The sequence below is a fragment of the Kitasatospora sp. NPDC029312 genome (assembly GCF_055569215.1).
Genome location: NZ_JBVHXY010000020.1, coordinates 79,779 through 105,522 on the forward strand (window position 1 = coordinate 79,779; position 25,744 = coordinate 105,522).

At 73.6% G+C, this 25,744-nt stretch carries 23 protein-coding genes, 1 pseudogene and 1 riboswitch; of the genes and pseudogenes, 11 read left to right on the forward strand and 13 right to left on the reverse strand.

The window, feature by feature from the left end; genetic code table 11:
* Nucleotides 1-156: 156 nt before the first annotated feature.
* From ACZ4WV_RS18450 to ACZ4WV_RS18470, 5 genes are all read right to left on the reverse strand, one after another.
* Nucleotides 157-1,209, reverse strand: coding sequence for an ABC-2 transporter permease (locus ACZ4WV_RS18450; protein ID WP_465747871.1), 1,053 nt, complete (start codon nucleotides 1,207-1,209; stop codon nucleotides 157-159).
* A gap of 180 nt (nucleotides 1,210-1,389) precedes the next feature.
* Nucleotides 1,390-2,979 carry an alpha-amylase family glycosyl hydrolase gene (locus ACZ4WV_RS18455; RefSeq protein WP_465747873.1) on the reverse strand — a complete coding sequence of 530 codons (1,590 nt, stop codon included), beginning with the start codon at nucleotides 2,977-2,979 and terminating at the stop codon, nucleotides 1,390-1,392.
* A gap of 214 nt (nucleotides 2,980-3,193) precedes the next feature.
* Entirely contained in the window at nucleotides 3,194-3,859 is a 666-nt protein-coding gene (locus ACZ4WV_RS18460) for a bifunctional 4-hydroxy-2-oxoglutarate aldolase/2-dehydro-3-deoxy-phosphogluconate aldolase (protein ID WP_465747874.1), read from the reverse strand.
* Nucleotides 3,856-5,541 (reverse strand): N-acyl-D-amino-acid deacylase family protein, encoded by a 1,686-nt coding sequence (locus ACZ4WV_RS18465; protein WP_465747876.1) that lies wholly within the window; start codon nucleotides 5,539-5,541, stop codon nucleotides 3,856-3,858. Before ACZ4WV_RS18465 ends, ACZ4WV_RS18460 begins: the two co-directional genes overlap by 4 nt.
* Nucleotides 5,541-6,845, reverse strand: coding sequence for a type III PLP-dependent enzyme domain-containing protein (locus ACZ4WV_RS18470; RefSeq protein WP_465747878.1), 1,305 nt, complete (start codon nucleotides 6,843-6,845; stop codon nucleotides 5,541-5,543). Before ACZ4WV_RS18470 ends, ACZ4WV_RS18465 begins: the two co-directional genes overlap by 1 nt.
* Before the next feature lie 286 nt (nucleotides 6,846-7,131).
* On the opposite strand from ACZ4WV_RS18470, the pseudogene ACZ4WV_RS18475 reads away from it, so the two are divergent.
* From ACZ4WV_RS18475 to ACZ4WV_RS18490, 4 genes and pseudogenes are all read left to right on the forward strand, one after another.
* Nucleotides 7,132-7,524 (forward strand): annotated as a pseudogene (locus tag ACZ4WV_RS18475) (PfkB family carbohydrate kinase); the annotation flags it as partial.
* A 152-nt stretch (nucleotides 7,525-7,676) separates the two neighbouring features.
* Nucleotides 7,677-8,162: a carbohydrate kinase family protein gene (locus ACZ4WV_RS18480; RefSeq protein WP_465747880.1), complete on the forward strand. Its 486-nt coding sequence runs from the start codon at nucleotides 7,677-7,679 to the stop codon at nucleotides 8,160-8,162.
* A gap of 37 nt (nucleotides 8,163-8,199) precedes the next feature.
* Nucleotides 8,200-8,949, forward strand: a complete 750-nt coding sequence (locus ACZ4WV_RS18485; RefSeq protein WP_465747882.1) for an IclR family transcriptional regulator — start codon at nucleotides 8,200-8,202, stop codon at nucleotides 8,947-8,949.
* Nucleotides 8,950-8,975: 26 nt separating this feature from the next.
* Nucleotides 8,976-9,383, forward strand: coding sequence for a RidA family protein (locus tag ACZ4WV_RS18490; RefSeq protein WP_465747884.1), 408 nt, complete (start codon nucleotides 8,976-8,978; stop codon nucleotides 9,381-9,383).
* A gap of 382 nt (nucleotides 9,384-9,765) precedes the next feature.
* Here the strand turns inward: ACZ4WV_RS18490 and ACZ4WV_RS18495 are convergent, their stop codons facing one another.
* Nucleotides 9,766-10,704 (reverse strand): M23 family metallopeptidase, encoded by a 939-nt coding sequence (locus ACZ4WV_RS18495; protein WP_465747886.1) that lies wholly within the window; start codon nucleotides 10,702-10,704, stop codon nucleotides 9,766-9,768.
* 2 nt (nucleotides 10,705-10,706) lie between these two features.
* A riboswitch (cyclic di-AMP (ydaO/yuaA leader) is annotated at nucleotides 10,707-10,882 on the reverse strand.
* 317 nt (nucleotides 10,883-11,199) lie between these two features.
* Here ACZ4WV_RS18495 and ACZ4WV_RS18500 point away from each other — a divergent pair.
* Nucleotides 11,200-12,732 carry an MFS transporter gene (locus ACZ4WV_RS18500; RefSeq protein WP_465747888.1) on the forward strand — a complete coding sequence of 511 codons (1,533 nt, stop codon included), beginning with the start codon at nucleotides 11,200-11,202 and terminating at the stop codon, nucleotides 12,730-12,732.
* 7 nt (nucleotides 12,733-12,739) lie between these two features.
* Here ACZ4WV_RS18500 and purB read toward each other — a convergent pair whose 3' ends face one another.
* The 4 genes from purB to ACZ4WV_RS18520 all read right to left on the reverse strand — a co-directional run bounded on the left by purB (nucleotide 12,740) and on the right by ACZ4WV_RS18520 (nucleotide 16,024).
* The gene (gene purB, locus ACZ4WV_RS18505; protein ID WP_465747890.1) at nucleotides 12,740-14,179 is read right to left on the reverse strand and encodes an adenylosuccinate lyase; all 1,440 of its coding nucleotides are present in this window, start codon (nucleotides 14,177-14,179) and stop codon (nucleotides 12,740-12,742) included.
* Between the two features lie 46 nt (nucleotides 14,180-14,225).
* Nucleotides 14,226-14,684 carry a MarR family winged helix-turn-helix transcriptional regulator gene (locus ACZ4WV_RS18510; RefSeq protein ID WP_465747892.1) on the reverse strand — a complete coding sequence of 153 codons (459 nt, stop codon included), beginning with the start codon at nucleotides 14,682-14,684 and terminating at the stop codon, nucleotides 14,226-14,228.
* Between the two features lie 135 nt (nucleotides 14,685-14,819).
* Nucleotides 14,820-15,272 carry a DUF3037 domain-containing protein gene (locus ACZ4WV_RS18515; protein WP_465747894.1) on the reverse strand — a complete coding sequence of 151 codons (453 nt, stop codon included), beginning with the start codon at nucleotides 15,270-15,272 and terminating at the stop codon, nucleotides 14,820-14,822.
* On the reverse strand, nucleotides 15,269-16,024 hold the full coding sequence (locus tag ACZ4WV_RS18520) for a HipA family kinase (protein WP_465747896.1): 756 nt from the start codon (nucleotides 16,022-16,024) through the stop codon (nucleotides 15,269-15,271). The genes ACZ4WV_RS18515 and ACZ4WV_RS18520 overlap by 4 nt, the downstream gene beginning before the upstream one ends.
* A 190-nt stretch (nucleotides 16,025-16,214) precedes the next feature.
* Here ACZ4WV_RS18520 and ACZ4WV_RS18525 point away from each other — a divergent pair, with 190 nt between their 5' ends.
* Nucleotides 16,215-17,573: an NAD(P)/FAD-dependent oxidoreductase gene (locus ACZ4WV_RS18525; protein ID WP_465747898.1), complete on the forward strand. Its 1,359-nt coding sequence runs from the start codon at nucleotides 16,215-16,217 to the stop codon at nucleotides 17,571-17,573.
* An 87-nt stretch (nucleotides 17,574-17,660) separates the two neighbouring features.
* On the opposite strand, the gene ACZ4WV_RS18530 is transcribed toward ACZ4WV_RS18525, so the two are convergent.
* Both ACZ4WV_RS18530 and ACZ4WV_RS18535 read right to left on the reverse strand, forming a co-directional pair.
* A complete protein-coding gene (locus ACZ4WV_RS18530; RefSeq protein ID WP_465747900.1) occupies nucleotides 17,661-18,854 on the reverse strand; it encodes a GDSL-type esterase/lipase family protein in 1,194 nt (397 codons plus the stop codon).
* Nucleotides 18,855-19,089: 235 nt separating this feature from the next.
* A complete protein-coding gene (locus ACZ4WV_RS18535) occupies nucleotides 19,090-20,427 on the reverse strand; it encodes an aminotransferase class I/II-fold pyridoxal phosphate-dependent enzyme (protein WP_465747902.1) in 1,338 nt (445 codons plus the stop codon).
* A 35-nt stretch (nucleotides 20,428-20,462) separates the two neighbouring features.
* Here ACZ4WV_RS18535 and ACZ4WV_RS18540 point away from each other — a divergent pair, with 35 nt between their 5' ends.
* From ACZ4WV_RS18540 to ACZ4WV_RS18560, 5 genes are all read left to right on the forward strand, one after another.
* On the forward strand, nucleotides 20,463-21,152 hold the full coding sequence (locus ACZ4WV_RS18540; protein ID WP_465747904.1) for a pyridoxamine 5'-phosphate oxidase family protein: 690 nt from the start codon (nucleotides 20,463-20,465) through the stop codon (nucleotides 21,150-21,152).
* A 15-nt stretch (nucleotides 21,153-21,167) separates the two neighbouring features.
* Complete coding sequence (locus tag ACZ4WV_RS18545) at nucleotides 21,168-21,827, forward strand: FMN-binding negative transcriptional regulator (protein ID WP_465747906.1); 660 nt, start codon at nucleotides 21,168-21,170, stop codon at nucleotides 21,825-21,827.
* A gap of 114 nt (nucleotides 21,828-21,941) precedes the next feature.
* Nucleotides 21,942-23,354 carry a sugar porter family MFS transporter gene (locus ACZ4WV_RS18550; RefSeq protein WP_465747908.1) on the forward strand — a complete coding sequence of 471 codons (1,413 nt, stop codon included), beginning with the start codon at nucleotides 21,942-21,944 and terminating at the stop codon, nucleotides 23,352-23,354.
* An 87-nt stretch (nucleotides 23,355-23,441) separates the two neighbouring features.
* Entirely contained in the window at nucleotides 23,442-24,143 is a 702-nt protein-coding gene (locus ACZ4WV_RS18555; protein WP_465747910.1) for a dienelactone hydrolase family protein, read from the forward strand.
* 193 nt (nucleotides 24,144-24,336) lie between these two features.
* Nucleotides 24,337-24,909, forward strand: coding sequence for an HAD domain-containing protein (locus tag ACZ4WV_RS18560; protein WP_465747912.1), 573 nt, complete (start codon nucleotides 24,337-24,339; stop codon nucleotides 24,907-24,909).
* On the opposite strand, the gene ACZ4WV_RS18565 is transcribed toward ACZ4WV_RS18560, so the two are convergent.
* Entirely contained in the window at nucleotides 24,887-25,675 is a 789-nt protein-coding gene (locus ACZ4WV_RS18565) for a CPBP family intramembrane glutamic endopeptidase (protein WP_465747914.1), read from the reverse strand. The two genes, ACZ4WV_RS18560 and ACZ4WV_RS18565, sit on opposite strands and share 23 nt — an antisense overlap.
* Nucleotides 25,676-25,744: the final 69 nt, after the last annotated feature.

Consider the following 25,744-nt stretch of genomic DNA (forward strand, 5'->3'; position numbering starts at 1 on the left):
CTCCCGCAAGCACAACATACAGGGCGTTCCCCCCCCCCCCCCCACTCCCCCCCCCCCCCCCCCCCCCCCCCCCCCCCTGGGCCGCCGATCCCCACCCGCTGTCGATGCCCCGGCACCGGGTGAAGCCTTCCGAGGTCCCTCGGTCGTCCACGGTCCTCAGACCGCGACCGCCTCCTCCATCTCCTCCTCGGCCTCCGCCGGCGTCTCCACCGGACGGCGCCCGCGGCGCTCGTACGCCGCCGCGGCGAGCACCACCACCCCACCGACCAGCAGCCACACCACCAGCGTCACCAGGTGCCCGCCGAGCCCCGCGCCGCCGTCGAAGTACATGATGCTGCGCGCCCCCTCCAGGTAGCCGGCGCCGGTCCAGAAGCCGTGCAGCGCACCGAAGAAGCCGTTCTGCAGCTCGGGCCGGTAGACCCCGCCGGAGGAGGTGAAGTTCAGCATCACGAACAGCACCATCAGGGCCAGCGTGGTCCACTTCTTCAGGAAGCTGTGCAGGCCGATGCCGATCAGCAGGATGCCCGCCGAGTAGAGCCAGCCGAGCGCCCACACCGCGGCGTAGTCGCGGTCGACCACGTGGAAGACCGGCCCGGCGGTGACGATCCCGATCACGCTGACCACCAGGGAGACCGCCACGCCCACCAGCGCCCGGATCCGCATGCTCAGCCCCGCGCCGGCGGCGCCGATCACCGCGACGCTGGCGTAGGAGCCGATGCTCAGGGCGACCATCAGGAAGAACAGGCCCTGCCCGGTCGGGTCGCCCTCGGCGAGGGTGGTGAGGTCGGTGACGTGCAGCGGGACGCCCTGCCGGTCGGTGACATTGGTGAAGACCGCGGTGGCGGCCACCACCGAGGTGTCCGAGTTGCCCTTGGCCACGATCAGTTCGGGGCTCCTGGCGTCCGGCACGAAGGCACCGACCAGGTCGCGGTCGCGCAGCTGCTGTTCGGCGGCGGCGCGGTCGCCGACCGTGCGGACGTCCAGCGCGGCACCGGCCTTGGTCTGGATCGTCTGCGCCAGGCCCTGCGCCTGCGGGCCCGCCCCGACCACGGCGACCTTGAGGTGGTTCGGTTCCGGCTGGTGGAACGCGCCCTGGTAGGCGAGTGCCATGCCGAGGCACATCAGCAGCGGGGTGAGCAGGTGGACGGCGAGGTGTTTGAGCGAGTGCCCCAGGGTGGGCGCCGCGGCAGGTGACTGGGGTGTGCTCATGGTGTTCGTACCGTCCTCCGGCGAGCTCTCGTTCAAGGTGGCAAATACAACCAATACAAGTGGTAAATGCAACCATCTGCGGATGTAGCCTACAACCGTCCCGCGCCGAGCGGAAGCCGAGCCGGTTCAGCCCGACACTGCGGCCCGGTTCACGCGGCCCGGTTCAGCCCGGCACGCGGCTCAGCCGGACAGCTCGAACACCCCGTACGAGAAGCCGTCCGCCCGCAGTTCGCCGTCCACCACCCGAGCGCCCTGCGCCTCCAGCGGCCGCACCGCGCCCCAGCCGTCCGCGAGCCGCACCACCCCCGGCTCCCGCCTCGGGTTGACCGCCACCAGGTACCGCCCGGCCCGGGTGTACACCAGCGGGTAGCCGGCGTTCCGGACCTCCACGCCGCCGGACGTGCCCAGCCCGGGGCGCGCCCGGCGCAGCCCGATCAGCCGCCGGACGGTGTGCAGCAGCGAGGTCGGGTCGGCGCGCTGGGAGAGCACGTCCGGCCGCTGCGGATCCGGGTCCACCGGCAGGTAGAACCGCTCGGTCGGGGCGGTGGAGAACCCGGCGCCGGGGCCGGGCGTCCACTGCATCGGGGTCCGCGAACCCGCCCGGTTGTAGCGCGGCCCGAGCACGCTGCCCTCCACGTCGGGCAGCCCCGGCAGGTAGCGCATGCCGATCTCGTCGCCGTAGTAGATGGCGGGCAGGGTCGGCCAGGTGAGCAGGAAGGCGAAGGCGGCGGCGAGTTGCTCACCGCCGCGCGGGCCGGTGGCGAGCCTGGAGAAGTCGTGGTTGGCGGTGGGCAGCACGATGTGCCCGCTGTCGCCGGTCAGTTCGGCGTCGGAGCGCCAGGCGTCCAGGAAGGGCTGCGGGGTGCCGAGCCCTTCGGCGTCGAAGAAGCACGGGACCTGCTGCCAGAACTCCTCCACCGTCCCGGCCCCGTTGTTCCAGAGCGAGCGCAGCGGAAGGCCGTGGTCCGCCCCGCCGAAGTGCAGGAAGAAGTCCGCGTGGAACCCGGCGGCGACGGCGGCGGCCGGCTCGCCCCACTCCGCGAGCAGCACGGCCTGGGGGTGGGTCCGGTCCAGCCAGTCGCGCAGTTCGGTCCAGAGCTTGGCGGTCTCCGCCTTCTCCGGGTCGTCCTTGACCAGCGAGTACGCCATGTCCACCCGGAACCCGGCCACGCCGAGGCCCAGCCAGTGCGCCATGATCTCGCGCAGCGCCGCCCGGTTGGCGCGCGGCCCTTCGGCGTCCACCGGCTGGCGCCACGGCTCCTCCGAACGGCTGCGGGCGTAGCCGAAGTTGAGGGCGGGCTGGCAGTCAAAGAAGTTCGGCCGGTACCAGCCAGGGCGGCTGCCGGGCGAGGCGACGAAGCCGTCCACCTGCCGGTCCGACCAGATGTAGCGGTGGTCGGACGGGTCCTCGGCCGAGGCCAGGAACCAGGGGTGGCGGTCGGAGGTGTGTCCGGCGACCAGGTCCAGCAGGATCCGGATGCCCCGGCGGCGTGCCGCCTCCACCAGCGCGACCAGGTCCTCGGTCCGGCCGTAGCGCGGTGCCGGGGTGAGGTAGTCGGTGACGTCGTACCCGGCGTCGCGGAACGGCGAGGCGAAGCAGGGGTTGAGCCAGACCGTGTCCACACCGAGCCAGGCGAGGTGGTCGAGGTGCTCGGTGATGCCCGCGAAGTCGCCGATGCCGTCGCCGTTCGAGTCGGCGAAGCTCTGCGGATAGATCTGGTAGAGGACGGCGTCGGCCAGCCAGTCGGGGCCGGGGCGGGACGAGGTCATGGGATGGATCCTCCTACCGGGTCCGGGGGCCGTGGGGGGCGGCGCCGAGAAACGGGGCTGAACTGAGCCGGGTTGACCCGAGCCGGTCCGGTCCGGTCCGGTCCGAGCCGAGGCGAGCCGAGCCGAGCTGCCAACGATTCTCGTCCAATCCCGGCCGTCCCGACAGCCCGCCTCACCACGCGGTGCCGCCCCGGCCCGCCCCAGGGGGGCGCCGTTACCGCCCGGTCGCCGCCGCACACGCCCGCGTGAACACCCGGGCCCGCCGGGTGATCTCCGCCCAGTCCCCCGCCTCGACCGCCTCCGGCGGCACCACGTCCGTCCCCGCGCACACCGCGAGCGCGCCCTGCGCCAGGAACTCGGCGGCGTTGCCCGCGTTCACCCCGCCAGAGGCCACCAACGGCACGTCCGGGTACGGCCCGTGGAGGTCCTTGAAGTAGCCGGGTCCGAACGCCCGGGCCGGGAAGATCTTGACGGCGGCGGCCCCGAGGTCGACCGCGCGGGCCACCTCGGTCGGCGTGAGGGCTCCCAGCACCACGGGCACCCCGGCCGCCCGCGCCACCTCCGCGACCTCGGGCCGGCAGCCGGGGGTGACCAGGAAGGAAGCCCCGGCGGCGATCCCCCGCTCGGCCTGCTCCGCGGTCAGCACCGTCCCGACGCCGACCCGCCACCCCGCTTCGGCCGCGCGCGTCAGATGCCGCGTCACCTCCGGCGTGGTGCAGGTGAACTCCGTGCGGCGGATCCCGCCCTCGGCGAGTGCCGCGCAGAGCGCGGCGGCGTCCGGGATCCGGGGCGCGCGGACCACCGCGATCACCGACTCCCCGTCCAACACCCGGCGCTCGGCGGGGCGGTCGGCGGCGAGACCTGCGGAAGGAGCATTCATGGGGCCAGAGTTCCTCGGTCGGTGCGGCGCAGGGCGCGCCCCGGACGGGCGCCGGTGGTGCGTCCCTGCCGGACGACGGCGGTGCCGTTGACGTACACGTACTCGATCCCCTCGGCGGGCAGCCGGGGTTCCTCGAAGGTGGCGGTGTCCCGGATCCGGTCGGGGTCGAGGAGCACCAGGTCGGCATGGTGTCCGGGGGCGATCCGCCCGCGCCGGTGGAGTCCCAGCCGGGCGGCGGGGCGGCCGGTCATCCGGGCGACCGCCTCCTCCAGGGTCAGTACGCCCGACTCCCGGACGTAGCGGCCGAGGTAGCGCGGGAAGGTGCCCCAGGCGCGCGGGTGCGGCCGGGCGCCGACCAGCAGTCCGTCACTGCCGGCGGTGTGTGCGCGGTGACGCATGATCGCCCGGACGTTCTCCTCGTGCCCGACGTGCTGGAGGACGGTGGTGGCCAGGCCGTCCCGGCGCAGCAGGTCGAGGAAGACGCCCGTCCCGTCGCGGCCCTGCTCGGCGGGACCTCCGGCGAGTCCGGCAATCCCGGCAGGTGCAGCACATTCGGCGAGTTCGGCGATGGTCCGTCCGACCGTCTCCCCCAGCTCGGCCGAACCGACGCCGGAGACCTGGATCGTGGCCCAGTCGACGACCACCCCGTGGCAGCCGTCGCTGCCCTTCTCCTCCAGCTCGTACCGGATCCGCTCGCACGCCGCCGGGTCGGCCAGCCGCGCCAGCGTGGCGGCCGGTCCCCCTTCGGTCGCCCAACTCGGCAGCAGCGCGGCCAGGGTGGTGGAGCCCGGCAGGTAGGGGTAGCTGTCCAGGGTGAGGTCGACGCCGTCGGCGAGCGCCTGGTCCACGAGCTCCAGCAGTTCGCCGGCCCGGCCCCGGTTGACGTCGAAGTTCATCGTGGCGTGGGTCAGGTGCAGTGCGCAGCCGGACCGCCTGGAGATCTCCACCATCTCCGCGTAGCCCTCCAACGCCCCTTTTCCGTAGGAGCGTTGGTGGGGAGCGTGGAAGCCGCCGTAGGCCGCCACCACCGTGCACAGCTCGACCAGCTCGGCGGTGTCCGCGTACATCCCTGGGGTGTAGCTGAGGCCGCTGGACATGCCGACCGCGCCGTCCAGCAGGCCCTTCGCCAACTCCTGTCGCATCCGGTCGAGTTCGACCGGAGTGGGCGGGCGGTCGGCCCAGCCCATGGCGAGCGTCCGCAGCGAGCCGTGCGGCACGAGGTAGCAGGCGTTCACGGCCGGCCGGGTGCGGTCGATCCGGTCCAGGTAGCCGGCGACATCGCGCCAGTCCCAGTCGAGACCAGGCGGATCGCCGTTCCAGCCGGCCAGTTGGCGGCGCAGCGAGGGCAGTGTGGTGTCGTCCACCGGGGCGTAGGAGAGCCCGTCCTGGCCGAGTACCTCGCAGGTGACGCCCTGGGTGACCTTGGCCGGATGCTCGGGTTCGAGGAGGAGGGCCAGGTCGGAGTGGGCGTGCATGTCGATGAACCCGGGAGTGAGGACCAGCCCGCCGGCGTCGACCGTCGTCGGCGCGTCCACGGCCCGGCCGACTCCGGTGATCAGGCCGTCGGCGATCCGGACGTCCGCCCGGTAGCGCTCGGCGCCGGTGCCGTCGACGACCGTCGCCCCCTTGAAGACCACGCTCTCCGCCCGCTCGGATTTCGCCGTTCCCTCCGCCCCGGCCATCAGAAGAACGTCCTGACCAGCCCGGTGATCGTCGGCTCGGCCGCGTCGGCGGAGTCCAGCACCGGGATCGCCGTCCACTTGTCGAAGGCCGTGCACGGATGGGAGACGCCGAGCCGCAGCACCGCGCCGATCGGCGCGAGGTCACCGGCGTCGCGCAGGAAGGCGTGCTGGTCGTTGAGCGCGGTGATCCGGGCCGCCGTACCGGCCAATCGCACGCCACCCCGGACGAGTTGCGGTTCGGGCAGGCCTTCGTCGAAGGGCAGGTCGCGCTTGCCCGCGTCCAACAGCGCCAGTTGCGGTTCGGGCCGGGAGGCGACCCGGGCCCACCCGTGCAGCGCGCCGCGGAAGGGGGCGCCCTGGTCGCCGTGCCGGGCGAGCGGCGAGATGCCCCGGTAGAAGCCGTCGTCGTGGGCGATGTAGGCGCCCGAGCGCAGCACCACCAGGGCTTCCGGCAGGGCGGCCAACTCCTCGACCACCAGGTCGAAGTAGGCGCTGCCGCCGGCCGAGACCACCGGCGGGGTGCCGTCCGGATAGGCGCCGGCGAGCCGGCCGTGCAACGCGCCGAGGGCCTTGAGGTAGCCGCGGACGGTGGCCAGCCCCTCGGCGGTGGCGTCGTGGGCGAGCGCGCCCTCGTATCCGCCGACGCCGGCGAGCCGCAGGGTGGGCGCGCGCAGCACGGCGGCGGCGATCTCGACGGCGGCGTCCACCCCGCGGGCACCGGTCCGCCCGCCCGGGCCGCCGAGCTCGACCAGCACCTCGACCGGGCGCTCGGCCCCGGCGGCGCGCAGCGCCTCGTCCATCAGCCGGACACCCTCGGTGGAGTCGGTCCAGCAGAGGAAGGCGAAGCCCGGATCGGCGGTCAGTTCGGCGGCGAGCCAGGCCAGCCCGGCCGGGTCGAGCAGGGTGTTGGCGAGCAGGATGCGCTGGACGCCGAAGGCGCGGGCGACCCTCACCTGCGGCAGATTGGCGAGGGTGATGCCATGGCTCCCGGCGGCGAGCTGGGCCTGCCACAGGGCGGGGGCCATGGTGGTCTTGCCGTGCGGGGTGAGCGCGACGCCCGCCTTGGCGCACCAGTCGGCCATGGTGCGGACGTTGTGCTCGACGGCGGCGCCGTCGAGGGTGAGCAGCGGGGTGCCGAGGGAGGAGAGGGTCGGTCCGGTGGCGAGCCAGTCCCGGACGGTGTGGCCCCAACTCTCCGGCGGGGCGGCCTTGAACCGCCAGTCGAGCCTCTCGTCGGCCAGCGCCGCCACCGTGTCCTCGGCGATGCCCGGCCCGTCGGCGCTGCTCGCGAACGTCTGCTCCACCCTGTCCTCCATCCGCCGTGTTGCAACATGCGCAACGACGGTTGCACATGTTGGCACCACGGTTCTAGCATCGGCGCCGGATCACGGTCAACGGACCCGACTGGCGGTCAGGCCGGGCCGGCGGCCCGAGGGAACGGCCGCCGCCGACGCCGGACCACAGCCACGGACGGCCGACGACGACGCCGGGCAACGGCCGCACGAGAGGAGCCCCCAGATGCCGCGACAGGACACCCCGGGGCCGACGCCGCCCGGGCCTCCCCCGACGGCCGTGTGCGTGGGCGAGTCGATGGCCGTCCTGCTGCCGGACCGCCCGGGCCCCCTGGAGGCCGTGGAGAGCTTCCGGCTCTCCGTCGGCGGCGCGGAGTCCAACGTCGCCGGGGCGCTGGCCGCACTCGGCGTGCCGACCGCCTGGATCAGCCGGGTCGGTGACGACGGCTTCGGCCGCCGCGTGCTCGCCGAGGTCGCCGCCCGCGGAGTGGACGTGTCCGCCGTCTCCGTCGATCCGCACCGCCCGACCGGCCTCTACCTCAAGGAGGTCGGCGGCGCCACCGGCCACCGGCACGACCTCGGCCCCGGCCGCAGCCGCCTGCACTATCACCGGCGCGGCTCCGCGGCCGCCGCGCTCTCCCCCGCGCTGCTCGCCGACCCGGCCGCCGCCGCGCTGCTGGCCGGCGCCCGGCTGCTGCACCTGTCCGGCATCACCGCCGCCCTCTCCGACGACTGCCTGGCCCTGCTGCGCGCCCTCGTCATCGAGCGCCGGCAGAGCCCGGGGGTCCAGCCGGCCGAAGGCCGCGGGATGGTCAGCTTCGACCTCAACTGGCGTCCCGCGCTGTGGCGCGACCGCGACCCCGCCGTGCTGCCGCCCTGCTGGACGCCGCCGATCTGCTGCTGCTCGGCGCCGATGAGGCGCAGGCGGCCTTCGGCACCGACGATCCCGCCGCGCTGCGCCGCCGCTTCCCCTCCCCCGCCACGGTGGTGGTCAAGGACGCAGCCCGGGTGGTCACTGCCTTGGAGCGGGACGGCACGGCGGTCAGCGAACCGGCGCTGGCCGTCGACGTGGTCGAAGCCACCGGCGCGGGTGACGCCTTCGCGGCCGGTTACCTGGCCGGCACCGTCCGCGGCCTGGACCAACGCCGCCGGCTGCGGCTCGGCCACCTGAGCGCGGCCTGCGCGCTGACCGCCCCCGGCGACCAGGCCGAGCTGCCGGCCGCCCGCGCGGTGGCGGCGCTGCTCGACGCCCCGCCCGCCGACTGGGCGGCCACCCTGGTCACCGCCGAGGGAATCGTCTCCCCGGCGCTCCGGGCCCCGGCACAATGAGCACGACCCCCAGCCCCCTGACCGGAGCCCGAGCCCGATGAGCCAGACCGTCACCCGCGCCCTGCGCGTCCTCGCCCAGCTCGGCGAGGGCGAGCGCTCCCTCGACCAGCTGGCCGAGGTGCTCGGCGTCCACAAGACGACCGTGCTCCGACTCCTCCAGAGCCTGGAGGAGGAACGCTTCGTCTACCGCGACGCGGCCTACCGCTACCACCTCGGCGCGGGCCTGTTCGCGCTCTCGGGCCTCGCCCTGGAACAGCGCGGCATCCGCCGGATCGCCGCCCCGCACCTCGCCGAGCTGAACGCCGCCACCGGCCAGACCGTGCACCTGGCCGCGTACGAGGGCGGAGAGGTGGTCTACATCGACAAGTTCGACTCCCGCCACCCGGTCAGGATGTACTCCCGGATCGGCCTGCGCGCCGCGCTGCACTGCGCCGCCGTCTCCAAGGTGCTGCTGGCGGACCTGCCACTGCCCGAGCGCCGCCGGGTGGTGACCGGGATCGACTTCACGCCGCACACCGAGCGCACCCTCGCCACGCCCGAGGCGCTGCTCGCCGAGCTGGAGAAGGTCGCCGCCCAGGGCTGGGCCCAGGACCACGCCGAGCACGAGTCCTTCATCAACTGCGTGGCCGCACCGATCCGGGACGCCAGCGGCCGGGTGGTCGCCGCCGCCTCCATCTCCGTGCCCGATGTCGTCCTCCCGTACGAGCAGGTGCTGGACCTCCTCCCGCAGCTGCTCGCCACCGCCCGTGCCGTCTCGGCCGACTGCGGCCGGTCCGAGCGAAACTGATGATCCGCCACGACCGAAGGAGCCCTGTGCCCGAGAAGATCGAGATTCGTACCGACGGCGCGCCCGTCCCCGCCTGGATGTTCTCCCAGGGCGTCCGCAAGGGCCCGATCCTGCAGGTGTCCGGTCAGGGCTCGCAGGACCCGGCCACCGGCGAGCTGATCCACCACGGCGATGTGCGGGCCCAGACCCGCCGCACCCTGGAGAACGTCAAGGCCATCGTCGAGGCGGGCGGCGCCACCATCGAGGACGTGGTGATGTTCCGGGTCTACCTCACCAAGCGCGCCGACTTCCCGCTGATGAACGAGGTCTACGCCGAGTTCATCGAGGAGAACATCAAGCCCGGCGGCGTGAAGCCCTGCCGCACCACCGTCTTCGTGGAACTCCCCCGGGAGCCCATGCTGGTGGAGATCGACGCCCAGGCCGTCGTCGTCTGACGCACCGCCCGGTCCCGCACGGCCACCGCGACGTCCGCCTGGTCTTCCGGGAACCCGCCGGTGACACCGAGGACTTCGGCCACCGGATGCACGCCCTGCTGGGCGCCGCCGAGCACGGCCTGCCCGCCCACCGGCACTGACCGGCCCCCGGATCGACCCCGGGAACGGCAGCGGCCGGCCCGGCTCCACGAGGAGTCCTCGTGGAGCCGGGCCGGCCTTGGGCGTGTCCCGCGCCCATGTCCACCGGTGCGGCGATCACCCGGTCGAGCGGTCACCCGACATGACCATCCCGGGCGGTCGATTCGCCCCGCACCAGCGGTGGTTCCTGAAACCCGCGGTCAGAGCAGTGTCCGAGCGGGGGCGGCGTGCGGTCCGACCGGGGTCAGAGCGCGACGCCGTGGGCGCGCAGGTACGCGACCGGGTCGATGTCCGAGCCGTACTCCGGACCGGTGCGGATCTCGAAGTGCAGGTGCGGACCGGTCACGTTGCCGGTGGCGCCGGAGAGGCCGAGCTGCTGGCCGACGGTGACGGTCTGACCGATCTTCACGCCGATCACGGACAGGTGCGCGTACTGGGCGTACTTGCCGTCGGCGAGCTTGATCTCGACCTCGTTGCCGTAGGCGCCGCCGTTGCCGGCCTTCACCACGACACCGTTGGCGACCGCGCGCACCGGGGTGCCGGTGGGGACGACGAAGTCCTGACCGGTGTGGTGCCCGGAGGCCCACATCGAACCGGCCACGCCGTAGGCCTCACCCAGCACCGGGTTGGCCACCGGGGCGACGTAGCCCGAGGTGGCGGCGACCGGCGCGGCGGTGACGGCCTGGGCCGGAGCGGCGGTCTGAACCTGGGTCTGGACCTGGACGCCCGGCTTGGCGGCCTCGGTCTGGGCCTGCACCGGGGCGGCCGGCTTGGCCGGAGCGGCGGGCTCGGCCGGAGCGGCCGGCTTCGGGGCGTCGGCCTGAGCGGTGATCGACAGCTGCTGACCGGGGAAGATCAGGTTCGGGTTGGCGCCGACCACCGAGCGGTTGCGCTCGTACAGCGCGTGCCAGCCGCCCTCGACGTGCTTGGCCTCGGCGATCTTCGACAGCGAGTCACCGCTGACGACGCGGTAGCTCTCCTGGGCGGCGGCCGGGGTGGCGGCCGGGGCGTCCGCGGCGGCGGTGTGCTGCGGCGCCGAAGCGGCCGGGGCAGCGGCGGTGCCGTGGGCCTGGGCGCTCACGGCGGTCACGAGCGGCAGGACGAAGGACACACCGGTGACGGCGGTCGCGATGCCGATGCGGGCGGCGCGGGGCAGGGCGATACGACGGGCCTGAGCAGGCATGGAATTTTCCTCTCCGACGCCTGCGAGGTGAGCTGTCGGGTTCGGGCTGGAGTTGCCCGGCCGCATGCGCGGCTTCACCCCTAGCCGGTCCTGGACGTTCGCGCCGAGAAGCGCGCAGTCCGGTCCGGCGACTTACCTGTGGGTCCCCCGCTCCTGCCGTACAGAGCTCAGTTCGAACCGCCGGGCAGCGGCAGGACTCGGCGTTCCACCCGGTGGATCCGCCCGGGCTGGCCGGGCGGTCGCTGAACTAAAACTCATCCGTTCGAGTGAAGCAATGTCGATCTCTTGAACGCACAACGATCCCCCGCCGGACGGTGACCCTCCGCATGGCCGACCACACCGTACGTACACAATCCAAACACGCGGCGCCACTGATCCATGACCCTGCGGCGAACTCGGCCGCGGACGGCGACCGTCCGCTCACGCACCGTTCGGAACGGACACACCGCCCGGTGACCCTTGTCACGTGCACCCCGTGGGGCGCAGGATCAGCCCGTGGCCACCTCAAAGGCCGGCACCCTGCGCCTGAGCACCGCGCGGGGTCGCTGGGTGCTCCTGGCAACCGTGCTCGGCTCCAGCATGGCGATGCTCGACGGCACCGTGGTGAACGTCGCGCTGCCCCGGATCGGCACCGACCTCGGCGCCTCCCTGGCGTCCCTGCAATGGACGCTGAACGCCTATCTGCTCACCCTGGCGGGCCTGATCCTGCTCGGCGGAGCACTCGGCGACCGGTACGGCAGGCGCCGCGTCTTCCTGATCGGCGTCATCTGGTTCGCCGCCGCGTCCGCCGCCTGCGCCGCCGCCCCGAACATCCAGGTGCTGATCATCTCCCGGGCCGTCCAGGGCATCGGCGGGGCGCTGCTCACCCCCGGCTCGCTCGCCATGCTCCAGGCCGTCTTCGACCCTGACGACCGCTCGGCCGCAGTGGGCCTGTGGTCCGGCCTCGGCGGGGTGTCCGCGGCCGTCGGCCCCTTCCTCGGCGGCTGGCTGGTGGACGGGCCCGGCTGGCGCTGGATCTTCCTGCTGAACCTGCCGCTGGCCGCCGCCGTGGTCGCGGTGACCTCCCGCTACGTCCCCGAGAGCCGCGACGAGTCCGCCTCCGGCCGCTTCGACGTGCCCGGCGCCCTGCTCGCCGCGCTCGCCCTCGGCGCCGTCACCTACGCGCTCACCGCCGCCGGGGAGGGCCTGTCCCCCGCCGTCTGGCTCACCGGCGCGTCCGGCCTGCTGCTCGGGGCCGCCTTCGTCGCCGTCGAACGCCGGGCACCCGAGCCGATGCTGCCGCTCGGCCTGTTCTCCTCCCGGCTGTTCACCGCCGTCAACCTGGTCACCCTCTGCGTCTACGCGGCGTTCAGCGGGGTGTTCTTCCTGCTGGTGGTGCAGTTGCAGATCGTGTCCGGCTTCAGCCCGCTGGTCTCCGGCTTCGCCCTGGTGCCGATCACGGTGCTGATGCTGGCCCTGTCGGCGCGCGCCGGGCGCCTCGGCAAGCGGATCGGCCCGCGCGTCCCGCTCACCGTCGGCCCGCTGCTGTGCGCCGCCGGCGTGCTGCTGATGCTGCGCATCGGCCCCGGCTCCTCCTACTGGGTGGACGTGCTGCCCGCCGTCGCGGTGATGGGCAGTGGGATGACCCTGCTGGTGGCGCCGCTGACCGCCACGGTGCTGGCGGCCGTCGACGTACGGCACGCGGGCATCGCCAGCGGCGTCAACAACGCCGCCGCCCGCGCCGCCGGCCTGCTCGCGGTGGCCGCCCTCCCCGCGCTGGCCGGGCTGAGCGGCGACGCCTACCGGGTGCCGTCCGCGGTGGACTCCGCCTTCCACACCGCGATGCTGATCTGCGCGGGCCTGCTGGCCGGCGGCGGGCTGATCGCCTCCGCCACCGTCCGCGGCAACGTGCTCGCGCCCGAGGACCGCCCGGTCGCCGAGCCGGACTGCGCATGGAACTGCGGCACCACCCCGCCGCTCGACCCGGGCCACGTCCACACGCACGAGGGCCCCGCCACCGGTCCGGCGGCAGGGCCCACGAAGGACTGACGAAGCGTCAGAGGATGTCGCCGGGAGCATACTTGGCGGCCTCCGGGTAGGCGGCCGCGACGGCCTCCACCCGGCGGACCACCTCGGCGACCTGGGCGCCGGCCGCACCGGTGAAGGAGAGCTTGTCGGCCAGCAGCGCGTCCAGTGCGGCCCGGCCCAGCGGGATCCGCTCGTCGGCGGCCAGCCGGTCCAGCAGCTCGTTCTCCCGGGCGCCCGCGCGCATCGCCAGCGCGGAGGCGACGGCGTGCTCCTTGATGACCTCGTGTCCGGTCTCCCGACCGACGCCCGCGCGCACCGCGCCCATCAGCACCTTGGTGGTGGCCAGGAACGGCAGGTAGCGGTCGAGCTCGGCCTCGACCACGGCCGGGAAGGCGCCGAACTCGTCCAGCACGGTCAGGAAGGTCTCCAGCAGGCCGTCGAAGGCGAAGAAGGCGTCCGGCAGCGCGACCCGGCGCACCACCGAGCAGGAGACGTCGCCCTCGTTCCACTGGTCGCCGGCCAGCTCGCCCGTCATCGACGCGTAGCCGCGCAGGATCACGGCCAGGCCGTTGACGCGCTCGCACGAGCGGGTGTTCATCTTGTGGGGCATCGCGGAGGAGCCGACCTGCCCCTCCTTGAAGCCCTCCGTCACCAGCTCGTGGCCGGCCATCAGGCGGATGGTCTTGGCCAGGCTGGACGGCGCGGCGGCAAGCTGGACGAGGGCGGTGAGCACCTCGAAGTCCAGCGAGCGCGGGTAGACCTGGCCGACGCTGGTCAGCACGTTGTCGAAGCCGAGGTGCGCGGCGACCCGGCGCTCCAGCTCGGCCAGCTTGTCGGTGTCGCCACCGAGCAGGTCCAGCATGTCCTGGGCGGTGCCGACCGGGCCCTTGATCCCGCGCAGCGGGTAGCGGGCGATCAGCTCCTCCAGGCGGCGGAAGGCGACCAGCAGCTCGTCGGCGATCGACGCGAAGCGCTTGCCGAGGGTGGTGGCCTGGGCGGCCACGTTGTGCGAACGGCCGGCCATGACCAGCTCGGAGTGCTGGGCGGCGAGGCTCGCGAGGCGCACCAGCACGGCCACCGTGCGGTCCCGCACGTGCTCCAGGGACTGGCGGATCTGCAGCTGCTCGACGTTCTCGGTCAGATCCCGGGAGGTCATGCCCTTGTGGATCTGCTCGTGGCCGGCGAGCTCGCTGAACTCCTCGATCCGGGCCTTCACGTCGTGGCGGGTGATCCGCTCCCGGGCGGCGATCGAGCCGAGGTCGACCTGGTCGATCACCCGCTCGTAGTCGGCGACGGCGTCGGCCGGCACCTCGATACCCAGGTCCTGCTGGGCCTTCAGGACGGCGAGCCACAGGTGGCGCTCGAGGACCACCTTGTGCTCGGGGGACCACAGCTGGGCCAGGGTCGCCGAGGCGTACCGGGAGGCCAGGACATTGGGGATCTGGGGCTTCGCGCTCACGCTTCGCAAGCCTAACAGCCGAGGTCACGCCGATCGTCGGCGGGCGGACGGCCCGCTACTGCTGTGCGCCGCCCGTCCGGCCGGCCAGCACCGGCAGGACCTGCGCGCAGATCGAGTGCAGGGCGACCCGCTGCTCGTCGGTCATCGCCTCGAAGGCCTGGTGGGTGCGGCCCATCTCGCTGCGGATGCGGTTCAGGATCTCCCGGCCCTCGTCGGTGATCACCACGATCTTCACCCGGCGGTCACCGGCCGCCGCCTCCCGGTTGGCCAGGCCCAGCGTCTCCAGCCGGTCCACGATCCCCGTCACGTTCGACGCGTCACAGCCCAGTCGCCCGGCCAGCGCCCGCATCGGCACCGGCTCCTGCACCGCGCCCAGCGCCTTGGCCTGCGAGGAGGAGAGCCCGTGCCGGGCCGCGGCCGCCGCGAAGTCCTGGAAATACGCGGCGCCGACGGCGGCCAACGCCTCCATCAGCTCGGCGTTGGTCGGTACGGTCGTCGTCGAGGTCGAACCCATGGGGCCAGGGTACGGCCAAGTGCTTCAGTAACTCAAGCTTTGACCACGGCAACCGTCGGCGAGCCGCCTCACAGTCCCGCCGTTCGGCGTCCGCGCGGACTCACCGAGCAGGCGCCGAGCACCCGCCGGGCGGCCTCAGAGCACCAGCTGGTCGAACAGCCGCCGCAGCTCGGCGTCCGGGTCCGCGGTCAGCCCGGTGTGCACCGGCCCCGGCTGGACGATCGCGCTGCGCGGTGCGGTCAGCCAGCGGAACCGCTGCCCGGGGCTGTCCGACGCCGCCGGACCGGCCGACGGGCCGCCCAGGCAGACCGCCTCGATCCCCTGCAGGGCCCGCCGCACCCCGTGCACGTCCGCCACCGGGTCCAGCGCCAGCAGCCGGGCCTGGTCCAGGTGCGTGCGCGCGGCCAGATGGGCGCTGTGCCGGCAGTACAGCAGCACCCCGACGTTGACGCACTCGCCCCGCTCGACCCTCGGCACCGCACGGATCACGGCGTACTCGTAGTCGTGCAGCTCCACCACGGCCGGGAGCCCGGCCGGGAGCCCGGCCGACAGCCCCGTCGACCGTCCGGTCGGCATCGGCTCGGTCATGCGGGCACCTCCGGCAGCCAGTCACGCGGACCGGCCAGTCGCCCGGTCAGCTGGGAACGGTACGCGGCGCGCACCTCCTCGGGCGAGTCGAAGCCGAACTCGTCCACCAGCCAGACCTCGGGGATCTGCGCCACCGCCGCCTCGACCGCCGCCTCCGCGAGCGGCGCCAGCGCCTTGTCCGCCGCCACCAGGTCCGGGCGGGCGCGTAGCAGCGCGTGGTCGGAGGCGTCGTACGGACGGCGCACCCACGCGGCGGCGCCCGCCCAGTTGTGGTGGAAGATCAGGCTCGCGCCGTGGTCGATCAGCCGCAGCCCGCCGGTCGCCACCAGCAGGTTGGGGTTGCGCCAGGAGCGGTCGACATTGCCGATCAGCGCGTCGAACCAGAGCACCTGCCCGGCGAGTTCGGGGTCCACCTCGAAGCAGAGCGGATCGAAGTTGAGCGCGCCGCTGACGAAGGCCATCCCGAGGTTGGTGCCACCGCTGGCCCGCATCTGGTCCTGGATCTGGTGGTCGGGCTCGCTGCGCGCGAGCACCGGGTCCAGGTCGACGGCCACCAGCTCCGGCACCGGCAGTCCGAGCCGCCGGCCCAACTCCCCGGCCAGCACCTCCGCCACCAACGCCTTCCGGCCCTGCGCCGCGCCGACCCATTTCAGCGCGTACAGCCGCCGGTCGTCGGCCTCGACCAGGCCCGGCATCGAGCCGCCTTCTCGCAGTGGCGTCACGTACCGGACCGCCGTCACCTCGGGGAGCACGCCCGACAGCTTATCGGTGCGCCCGGCACCGACGTGCGCACCGGTCCCGCGGCCCGTGCCCGCGTCACACCAGCCCCATCGGCACCCCCTACCTCAGACGCCCTCTCCCGGTGGCAGCCGCCGCTGCTCCGTGCGAGTGTGGCGGACAGTAATGGGGACTCTGACGACCTGCACGACAAAGGGATGAGCGATGGAACGACCTCGGATCCTGATCGTGGGCGGTGGCTTCGCCGGCCTGGAGTGTGCGCGCCGCCTCGAACGCAAGCTCTCGCCGTCGGAGGGCGAGATCTCGCTGGTCACGCCGTTCAGTTACCAGCTCTATCTCCCCCTCCTCCCCCACGTCGCGGCCGGCGTCCTCACCCCCCAGTCCGTGGCCGTGTCCCTGCGCCGTTCCCTGCGCCGCACCCACATCGTCCCCGGCGGTGCCATCGGTGTGGACCCGGCGTCCAAGGTCTGCGTCGTCCGCAAGATCACCGACGAGGTGGTCGCGCAGAAGTACGACGTCCTGGTGCTCACCCCCGGCAGCGTCACCCGCTCCTTCGACATCCCCGGGCTGACCGACTACGCCCGCGGCATGAAGACGCTCGCCGAGGCGGCGTACATCCGCGACCACGTGATCGCCCAACTCGACCTCGCCTCGGCCACGGTGGACCAGCGGGAGCGCGAGTCCCGGCTGCAGTTCGTGGTGGTCGGCGGCGGTTACGCAGGCACCGAGACGGCCGCCTGCCTGCAGCGCCTCACCACCGCCGCCGCCCGCCGCTACCCGCGGCTGGACGCCCGGCAGATCAAGTGGCACCTGATCGACATCGCCCCGAAGCTGATGCCCGAACTCGGCGACCCGCTGGGCAACGCCGCCCTGGAGATCCTGCGGGGCCGCGGCATCGAGGTGTCCCTGGGCGTCTCGGTGGCGGAAGTCGGCGCCGAGACGGTCAAGTTCACCGACGGCCGGGTGCTGCCCTGCCGCACGCTGATCTGGACCGCCGGGGTGGCCGCGAGCCCGCTGATCGGCACCCTGGACGCGGAGACCGTCCGTGGTCGGCTCGCCGTGACGGCGGAGATGCGGGTGCCGCAGTTCGAGGGCGTGTTCGCGCTCGGCGACGCGGCGGCCGTCCCGGACCTCGCCAAGGGCGACGGCGCGGTCTGCCCGCCGACCGCCCAGCACTCGGCCCGGCAGGGGCGCGCGGTGGCCGACAACGTGATCGCCTCGCTCCGCCACCAACCGCTGGAGCCGTACTACCACAAGGACCTGGGCCTGGTGGTCGACCTCGGCGGCAAGGACGCGGTCTCCAAGCCGATCGGTGTCGAACTGCACGGAGTGCCCGCCCAGTTGGTCGCCCGCGGCTACCACCTGATGGCGATGCGCACCAATGTGGCCAAGTTCCGGGTGGGTGCGAACTGGCTGCTCAACGCGACCGCCGGGGACGACTTCGTCCGCACCGGGTTCCTCGCCCGCCAGCCCGCGCGGCTGCGCGACTTCGAGTACACCGACGCCTATCTGACGAAGGATCAGGTACGCGCTCACGCCCAGTCCCTGCTGGCCAAGGGCTGATCCGGCACGCCGATCCGGACCGCCGATCATGCCCCCGGTGGCCCGCCGCGAAGCACGGACGGCGGCGGGCCACCGGGGGCAGGCGTGTCAGCGCGCGGTCAGGTACATCCCGCTCGCGTCCTTCCCCGCCGTGTTGCGGCAGGCGTAGTTCCCGCCGCTCTGGGCCCACAGCAGGGTCAGGCAGCGGCCGAGCGCCAGCTGCCCGTAGTAGTTCGGGTGCATCGACTCCTGCAGCTCGCCCTGGGTGGTGTTGAGCCCGCCGTCCAGGAACCGCGCCCACTCGCTGCCGGTCGCGGACGGAGCGGTGCCCGTGGTCGGCTGCCCGGTCGCCGTCGAGCAGACCTCACGGCCCTGCAGCATGTCGGACAGGTCCAGGAACTGGACCCCCTTCGCCGCCGCCACCCCGGCCAGCGCCTGGGAGATCTGCGGGACCATCGAGTCGCGCGCCCAGTCGGCGTCGCCGTCCCAGAACGGGCAGCCGCCGGTGTCCGAACGGCTCCAGCCGCTCTCCGGGTAGCGCATCTCGGCGCTGCGCGGGATCGGCGACGGATAGGACTGCAGCACCAGCCGGTAGTCCGACGGGGCGTAGCCGGCGGCGGTCATCACCGCGCGGATCTCGTCGATCGCCTTGCCGACCCCGGCCATCGCGGCGGGCATCTTGGAGTCGATCGAGGACTGCGCCGAGTCGTGGCAGTACGAGTACCAGATCAGGTAGTCCTGCACGCAGTCGGAGATGATGCTGCCGAAGCCCAGGTCATTGCCGCCGATCGACAGGGTGATCAGCTTGACGTTGTTCTGCCGCGCCACGGTGGCGAGTTGGTCGGCCTGCGGGGCCTCGCCCTTGAACGACTGGCCGCCGTCGACAGCGCGGAAGACGTTCGCGGCCACGGCTCCGGAACAGGCCAGGTCGATCCGGTTCTGGGCGACCGTCGACGCGCCGAGCACCTCGGCGACGTCGGAGCGGTCGCAGCCGCTCGCCGCCGTGGCGCCGTAGACCACCGACGGGTCGGCCGAACTTCCGTTCCAAGCCCGGTCGGTGCCGTTGTGGCTGCCGCTGGCGCCGGCGGCGTTGCCCATCCAGCGCCCGGCCTCGCCGGAGATGTAGCTGTCGCCGAGCGTCACACTCGCCGTGGGTCCGGAGGGGACGGCGGCCGGGGCGGCCGAAGCCGGTGCGGCGACGGCCAGTCCTGCCATGGTCAGCGGCAGGGCGAAGGCTGCGGCGAGCAGCCGACGGGTGAGTCGAGAGGCGCTGCGGGCGACACTCGAGCGGTTTTCGGGCACGACGGAACTCCTGCGGCTCGGTCTCCCCGCCGTGTGGGGCACGGGAAGACGCGTAGGTGGGGGTGAGCCGCCGGCCGGTGGCGCGATGAAGATGACATGGCCTCGGCCGCCGCCGCTAGGCGTGTGCGCCAGGTTTCCGCATTTGTTACCGACGGGTTCGGACCAAGCCCGCCCGGCGGCCCCGACAGCCCGCGTCACCGCCCCCGGAACCCGCCGGCAGCCCCGGCAGCCCCGCTCACACCAGCCGCGACCCGGCCCCGCCCGATCCGAGCACCTCCGCGAGGTCGGCAGCCAGCCGCCGCGCGTCGGCCGCCTCCAGCCGCGCCGTGGTGAACCGCAGCCCGGGCGGCGACTGGATCCGGTACCGCGCACCCGGCGCCGGGACCCAACCGCGCTGCACGAGCGCCGCCAGCGCCGAGGTCTCGTCCGGCACCGGAACCCACACGTTCAGCCCGCTCTCCCCGTGCGCCGCGATGCCACGTGCCGCCAGTTCGCCCAGCAACGCGTCCCGCCGCTCCCGGTAGACGGCCGCCACCCGCGCGACCGGCGCCGCGTCGCCGCGCCACAGTTCGGCGACGGTGCGCTGGAGCAGGTGGCTGACCCACCCCGCGCCCAGCCGTAGCCGTCCGGCCACCCGGGCGATCGTCTCCTGGTCCCCGACCGCCACCGACACCCGCAGGTCAGGCCCGTACGCCTTGGCCGCCGAACGCACCACCACCCAGTGCCGCGGCCCGGCGCCGGCCAGCGGGTGGTACGGCTGGTCGACCATGCCGTGCCCGTGGTCGTCCTCGATCAGCAGCACCCCTGGGTGCCCGGCCAGGACGGCCCGCAGCGCCTCGGCCCGCCGGGCGGTGAGCGCCGCGCCGGTCGGGTTCTGGGCGCGACTCGTGACCACCACCGCGCGGGCGCCCCCGGCGAGGGCCGTCGCCAGCGAGTCGGGCAGCGGGCCCTCGTCGTCCAGCCGCACCGGCGCGGGCCGCAGTCCCATCGCGGGCAGCAGGTCGAGCAGGCTGCCCCAGCCCGGGTCCTCGACCGCCACCGCGTCGCCGGGGCGCAGGTGGGCGCCGAGAGTGCGCTCGATGGTGTCCAGGGATCCGGAGGCGACCACGACCGGGCCGCCGGGCAGCCCGTCGGCCTCGAAGGAGGCGCTGGCCAGCGCGAGCAGTCCGGCGTCGACGTCCGGGTGCCCGTAGAGCACGGGCTCGGCCTTCGCGGCCTCGGCGGCGGCCGCGAGGGCCTGGGCGAGGTCGGGCAGCAGGGCCGGGTCCGGGTTGCCGGCGGACAGGTCGCGGGCGTGCGGGGGGACGGGGATGCGGATCTGGTCGCGGGGGGTGAGCGCGGGGCGGGGCAGGATGCGGCTGCCCTTGCGGCCGGCCGTCTCGATCACGCCCCGGTCGCGCAGCAGCCGGTAGGCGGCGGCCACGGTGTTGGGGTTGACGCCGAGTTCGGCGGCCAGGTCGCGCAGCGGGGGCAGGGCCGTTCCGGGCGCGAGCCGCCCGCTGCTCACGCCCTGCTCGACGTGGGCCGCGATTTCGCTGGCGCGACGCCCTTTCAGCGGATAGTCTCCTAGCACAAAGTAGATTATGCACTAGTACATAGAGGTTTGTCATGCCGGACACGCCGACCGACGGCGCCACGCAGCCCAGCAGCGGCGCCACCTACTCCCGCACCCCCCGCACCACCCCGACCCGGTACAAGGACCGCGCCACCTGGGAGCGGGAGGCGATCCACGCCATCCTCGACAGCGCCTACATCTGCCACCTCGGCTTCGTGGCCGACGGTGCCCCGGTCGTGCTGCCGACGATCTTCGCCCGGGTCGGCAGCCGGCTGTACGTCCACGGCTCCACCGGCAGCCGTCCGCTGCGCGGCGCCTCCGCCGACCAGGGCATGCCGGTCTGCGTCACCGTGACCCAGGTCGACGCCCTGGTGCTGACCAAGTCCGCCTTCAACCACTCGGTCAACTTCCGCTCGGTGGTCGCCCACGGCACCGCCCACCAGGTCACCGACCCCGAGGAGCTGGACGCCGCACTGGCCGCCCTGGTCGACCACGCCGTCCCCGGCCGCTCCGGCGAGGTCCGCCCGGCCAACGCCAAGGAACTCGCCGCGACGGCCGTGATCCGGCTGGAGCTGGACGAGGTCTCGGCCAAGACCCGTGCGGACGGCGCCGACGACGACCCCGAGGATGCCGACCTGCCGTACTGGTCCGGCCTGATCCCGGTCACCACCGTGCACGGCACGCCCGTTCCGTACGACGAGTCCGTCCCGCTGCCCGCGCACCTGCGCGGCTACCCCCGCTGAGAAAGGGTCGTTCCGATGCTGATCAGGTCCTGGGACCGCGGGGACGAGGACGAATGGCGCGCCTGGCTGGCCCAGGGCCGCGACTTCGGCCTGCTCGCCGCCAACGGCGGCCCCGACGCGGGCCCGGTGCTGGTCCCGACGCACTTCCTGCTGGACGCCGAGCGCGGTGAGATCCTGCTCCACCTGGCGGCTCCCAACCCGCTGCTGGCCGCCGTCCGGGCCGATCCGAACGTCACCCTCGCGGTCACCGACGGCTACGCCTTCGCCCCCGGCCACTGGCGCGGTGCGCCCGGCACGCCGACCAGTTACTACGCCTCGGTCCACTTCCACTGCACCGCCGAGATCGTCGAGTCCGCCGCGGGCAAGGCGGAGATCCTCAACCGCCAGCTGGCGCACTTCCAGCCGGAGACCCCGGAGGTCCGGGTGGTCCCCGGCGGGGGCGAGCTCGCCCGGCAGCTGCCCGGGCTGCGCGGACTCCGGCTGACGGTGCGGGAGGTGCGGGCCAAGTTCAAGTACGACGACAAGAAGCCCGCCGAGGCGCAGCACGCGATCGCCGAGCGCCTCGCCGAACGCGCCGCCGGCCCCGGTCGCGGCCGCGACCACTACGCCGGCGCCCGGACGGAACTGCTGCGGCGTCACCAACGGCGCACGGCCGCGGGGCGCGCCGAGGACTGACCCGGCGTCACCCGTTCGGCCCTCAACTGAGGCGGCTCGGCCGCCGCGCTGCTCGAATGTGAGACGAGCCCTGCCCTGCCGTCGGTGCGGGCCCGTCGACTTCGGGGAGCGTGTGTGTCCACAATCCACCATCAGCGGGCTTCCGGCGAGGCCCACCTCGGGCACGTGGTGTTCATCTCCGCGGCGGCCGCCATGGGCGGCTTCCTGTTCGGCTACGACAGCGCGGTGATCAACGGCGCGGTGACGGGCATCCAGAAGCACTTCGCGGTGGGCCACGGCACCACCGCGTTCGTGGTGGCCATCGCGCTGCTCGGCTCGGCCGTCGGCGCGGTGGCCGCCGGCCGGCTGGCCGACCACCTGGGCCGGGTGCGCACGATGCTGCTGGCCGCCGTGCTGTTCGCGGCCAGCGGCATCGGCTCGATGTTCCCGCCGAACATCGAGGTGCTGGCCTGCTGGCGCGTGATCGGCGGCATCGCGATCGGCATCGCCTCGGTGATCGCGCCCACCTACATCGCCGAGGTGGCCCCGACCGCCTACCGCGGCCGGCTCGCCTCCTTCCAGCAGATGGCGATCGTGCTCGGCATCACCGTCTCCCAGCTCGCCAACTGGGCGCTCAACCAGGCCGCCGGCGGCGAGTCCACCGGCCACCTCGGCGGCGTCCAGGCCTGGCAGTGGATGCTCGGCGTCGAGACCATCCCAGCCCTGGTGTACGGCCTGATGGCGCTGGCCATCCCGGAGTCCCCGCGCTATCTGATCGCCGACCGCCGCGAGGCGCAGGCCCGCAAGGTGCTGGTCGAGGTCGAGGGCGAGGCCGTCGACCTGGACGCCCGGGTGGCGGAGATCCGCGGGGTGCTGGCGTCCACCCACAAGCCCCGGCCGCGGGACCTGCTCGGCGGCCGCTTCGGCCTGCTGCCGATCGTCTGGGTCGGCATCGGCGCCTCGGTGTTCCAGCAGTTCGTCGGCATCAACGTGATCTTCTACTACTCCTCCTTCCTGTGGCAGTCGGTCGGCATCAACGAGTCCAACTCGCTGCTGATCAGCCTCTCCACCTCGATCATCAACGTGGTCGGCACGGTGATCGCGATGGGACTGGTGGACCGGATCGGCCGGAAGCCGCTGGCCCTGGCTGGCTCCACCGGCATGGCGATCGCGCTGGGCGCGGCCGCCTGGGCGTTCTCCTACCGGCACGGCACGGGAGACACCGCGACCCTCGACAACACCCACGCCACCGTCGCGCTGGTCGCCGCGCACGTCTTCGTGCTCTGCTTCGCCTTCTCCTGGGGCGTGGTGGTCTGGGTGCTGCTCGGCGAGATGTTCCCCAACCGGATCCGCGCGCTGGCCCTGTCGGTCGCCGCCTCGGCCCAGTGGATCGCCAACTGGGCGATCACCGTCAGCTTCCCGGACCTCGCCGACTGGAACCTCGCCGCGACGTACGTGATCTACGCGGCCTTCGCGCTGCTCTCCATCCCGTTCGTGGCCTTCTGCATCAGGGAGACCAAGGGCCGCGCCCTGGAGGAGATGGGCTGAGCAGCCTGCCCCCGCACGCACGACGTCGCACGCGCCCACGCCGCACGCACCCATGCCGCGCGCGGCCCGACCCACCGAGAGGAAGCCATGCCTGACCAGCGCGGCTCCCGGCAGAACGTCACCTTCCCGAGCAACGGCCGCACGGCTCACGGGTACCTGGCCCGCCCTCCGCAGGGGGTCGGGCCGGGACTGGTCGTGGTGCAGGAGTGGTGGGGGCTCACCTCGCACATCGCGGACATGGCCGACCGCTTCGCCGCCGAGGGGTTCACCGTCCTCGCCCCCGACCTGTTCGGCGGCGCCACCACCCACGACCGCGCCGAGGCCGCGCGCCTCAAGCGCGAGCTGCCGGTCGAGCGGGCCGTCGAGGACCTCTCGGGCGCCGTCGACCACCTGCTGTCCCTGGACGGCGTGGTCGGTGACGCGGTCGGCGCGGTCGGCTTCTGCATGGGCGGCGGCTTCGCCCTGCTGCTGGCCACCCGGTGCGGGGACGACGTGGCCGCCGTCGTCTCCTTCTACGGCCTCCCGCCGGACCCGGACTTCGACTACCGCGGTCTGACGGCCCACGTCCTCGGGCACTTCGGCGAGCTCGACGGCTCGATCCCGATGTCCGCCGTGGACGAGGCCGCGATCCGGATCGGTGAGGCCACCGACGTCCGGCCGGAGATCCACTTCTACCCGGCCGGGCACGCGTTCATGAACGACGAGAACACCCTCGGCACCTACGACGCCCTGCAGGCCCGGATCGCCTGGCGGCGCACCGTCACCTTCCTCCACGGCCACCTCGGCTGACGGCGCCCCGCCCCCTGGGCGAGCCGGGCCGGGGCGGCCGCCGTGGCACCCAGGACGCACCGGAGCCCGTCCACGCGCCCGCGCCCGCGTCGTGAGCGCCCTGTGCGCCCCGCGTGCGCCTGCCGCCGAGCAACCAGTGGTGCCCCCGGTTCGTCCCACCGGGTAGGACACACCATCCACTTGGGGGCCACCGGTGCCGAAGCCACTGCTGTTCCTGGACGTCGACGGAGTGCTGAACCCGGTTTGTCCGCACCCTGACGCCGGGTTCGACTCCCACACCCTGCTCGGCTACGCCGTCCTGCTCGCCGCCAAGCACGGCCAGTGGCTGCGCGAACTCGCCGGCACCTACGAACTGGTCTGGGCCACCACCTGGGAGGAGCACGCCAACACCCACATCGCCCCGGCGATCGGCCTGGACCCGCTGCCCTTCGTGCGCTTCACCGGATACGTCCCACAGCCCGGAGACCCACGCGTCCCGCTGATGGAGCTGTTCTCCGCCCGCAAGTGGGCGCCGCTGCTGCGCTACGCCGGAGGCCGTCCGTTCGCCTGGGTGGACGACGTCATCCCGCCCCGGCTGGTCCGCAGGTCGCTCTGGCGCCGCGACCGGCTGCTGCTGCCGATCGACCCGGGCCAGGGTCTGGAGCGCCGGCACGTCGACCGGCTGCTGGCCCGGCCGCCGCGCGGTCAGTCGCCGACGGTCGGCCCAGCCCCGCTCGGCGGATCCGCGCTCGGGAGCTCCGCCGTCAGGGGGTCGGCAGCCAGCTGACGTGCCCGGCGAGCAGCGCGTACCCGACGAAGGCCACCGTGTCGATCAGCGCGTGCGCCGCCACCAGCGGCATCACCCGCCCCCAGCGCCGGTAGAGCAGGCAGAACACCGCCCCCATCACCATGTTCCCGACCAGCCCGCCGACCCCCTGGTACAGGTGGTACGAGCCGCGCAGCACCGAACTCGTCACCAGCGCGGCCGGCCAGGACCACCCCGACTGCCCCAGTCGGCGCAGCAGATAGCCGAGGACGACGACCTCCTCCAGGATCGCGTTCTGCCAGGCCGACAGCACCAGCACCGGCACCCGCCACCACACGTCCGGCAGGCCCGAGGGCGCGACCGTCAGGTTGTACCCGGCCGCCTGCGAGGCCAGGTACAGCGCCAGTCCGGTGCCCCCGATCGCCGCCGCGACGGCCGCCCCCCGGCCGAGGTCGCCCAGTTTCCGCCCGAGGTCGAAGCCCAGCACCCGCAACGACGTGCCCTCGCGCACCAGCAGGTAGCCGACCAGAACGACGGGCATCAGTCCGCGCCCGATGTAGTACAGCTGCCACACCAGGTCCAGCCAGGGCCGCCCGGGCGCGCGGGAGGCGTTCAGCGTGGCGACCTGCTGGCCGAGCTGGAGCGGTTCGGTGAGCGAGCCCGCGAAGCTGATCAGCGCGCTGATCCCGCTGGCCCCGAGGGAGAGCCCGAGGACGATCAGCAGCTCCACGCCGAGCAGCCGGCGGGTGGTCTGCTCGGTCTCCGGCGCGGTCGGGCGGGTGATCACGGGCGCTCCAGCGGACGGATGATCGCTCCGGCCGTCGGCCGACCGCCGGAGCGATCATCCTGACACAGC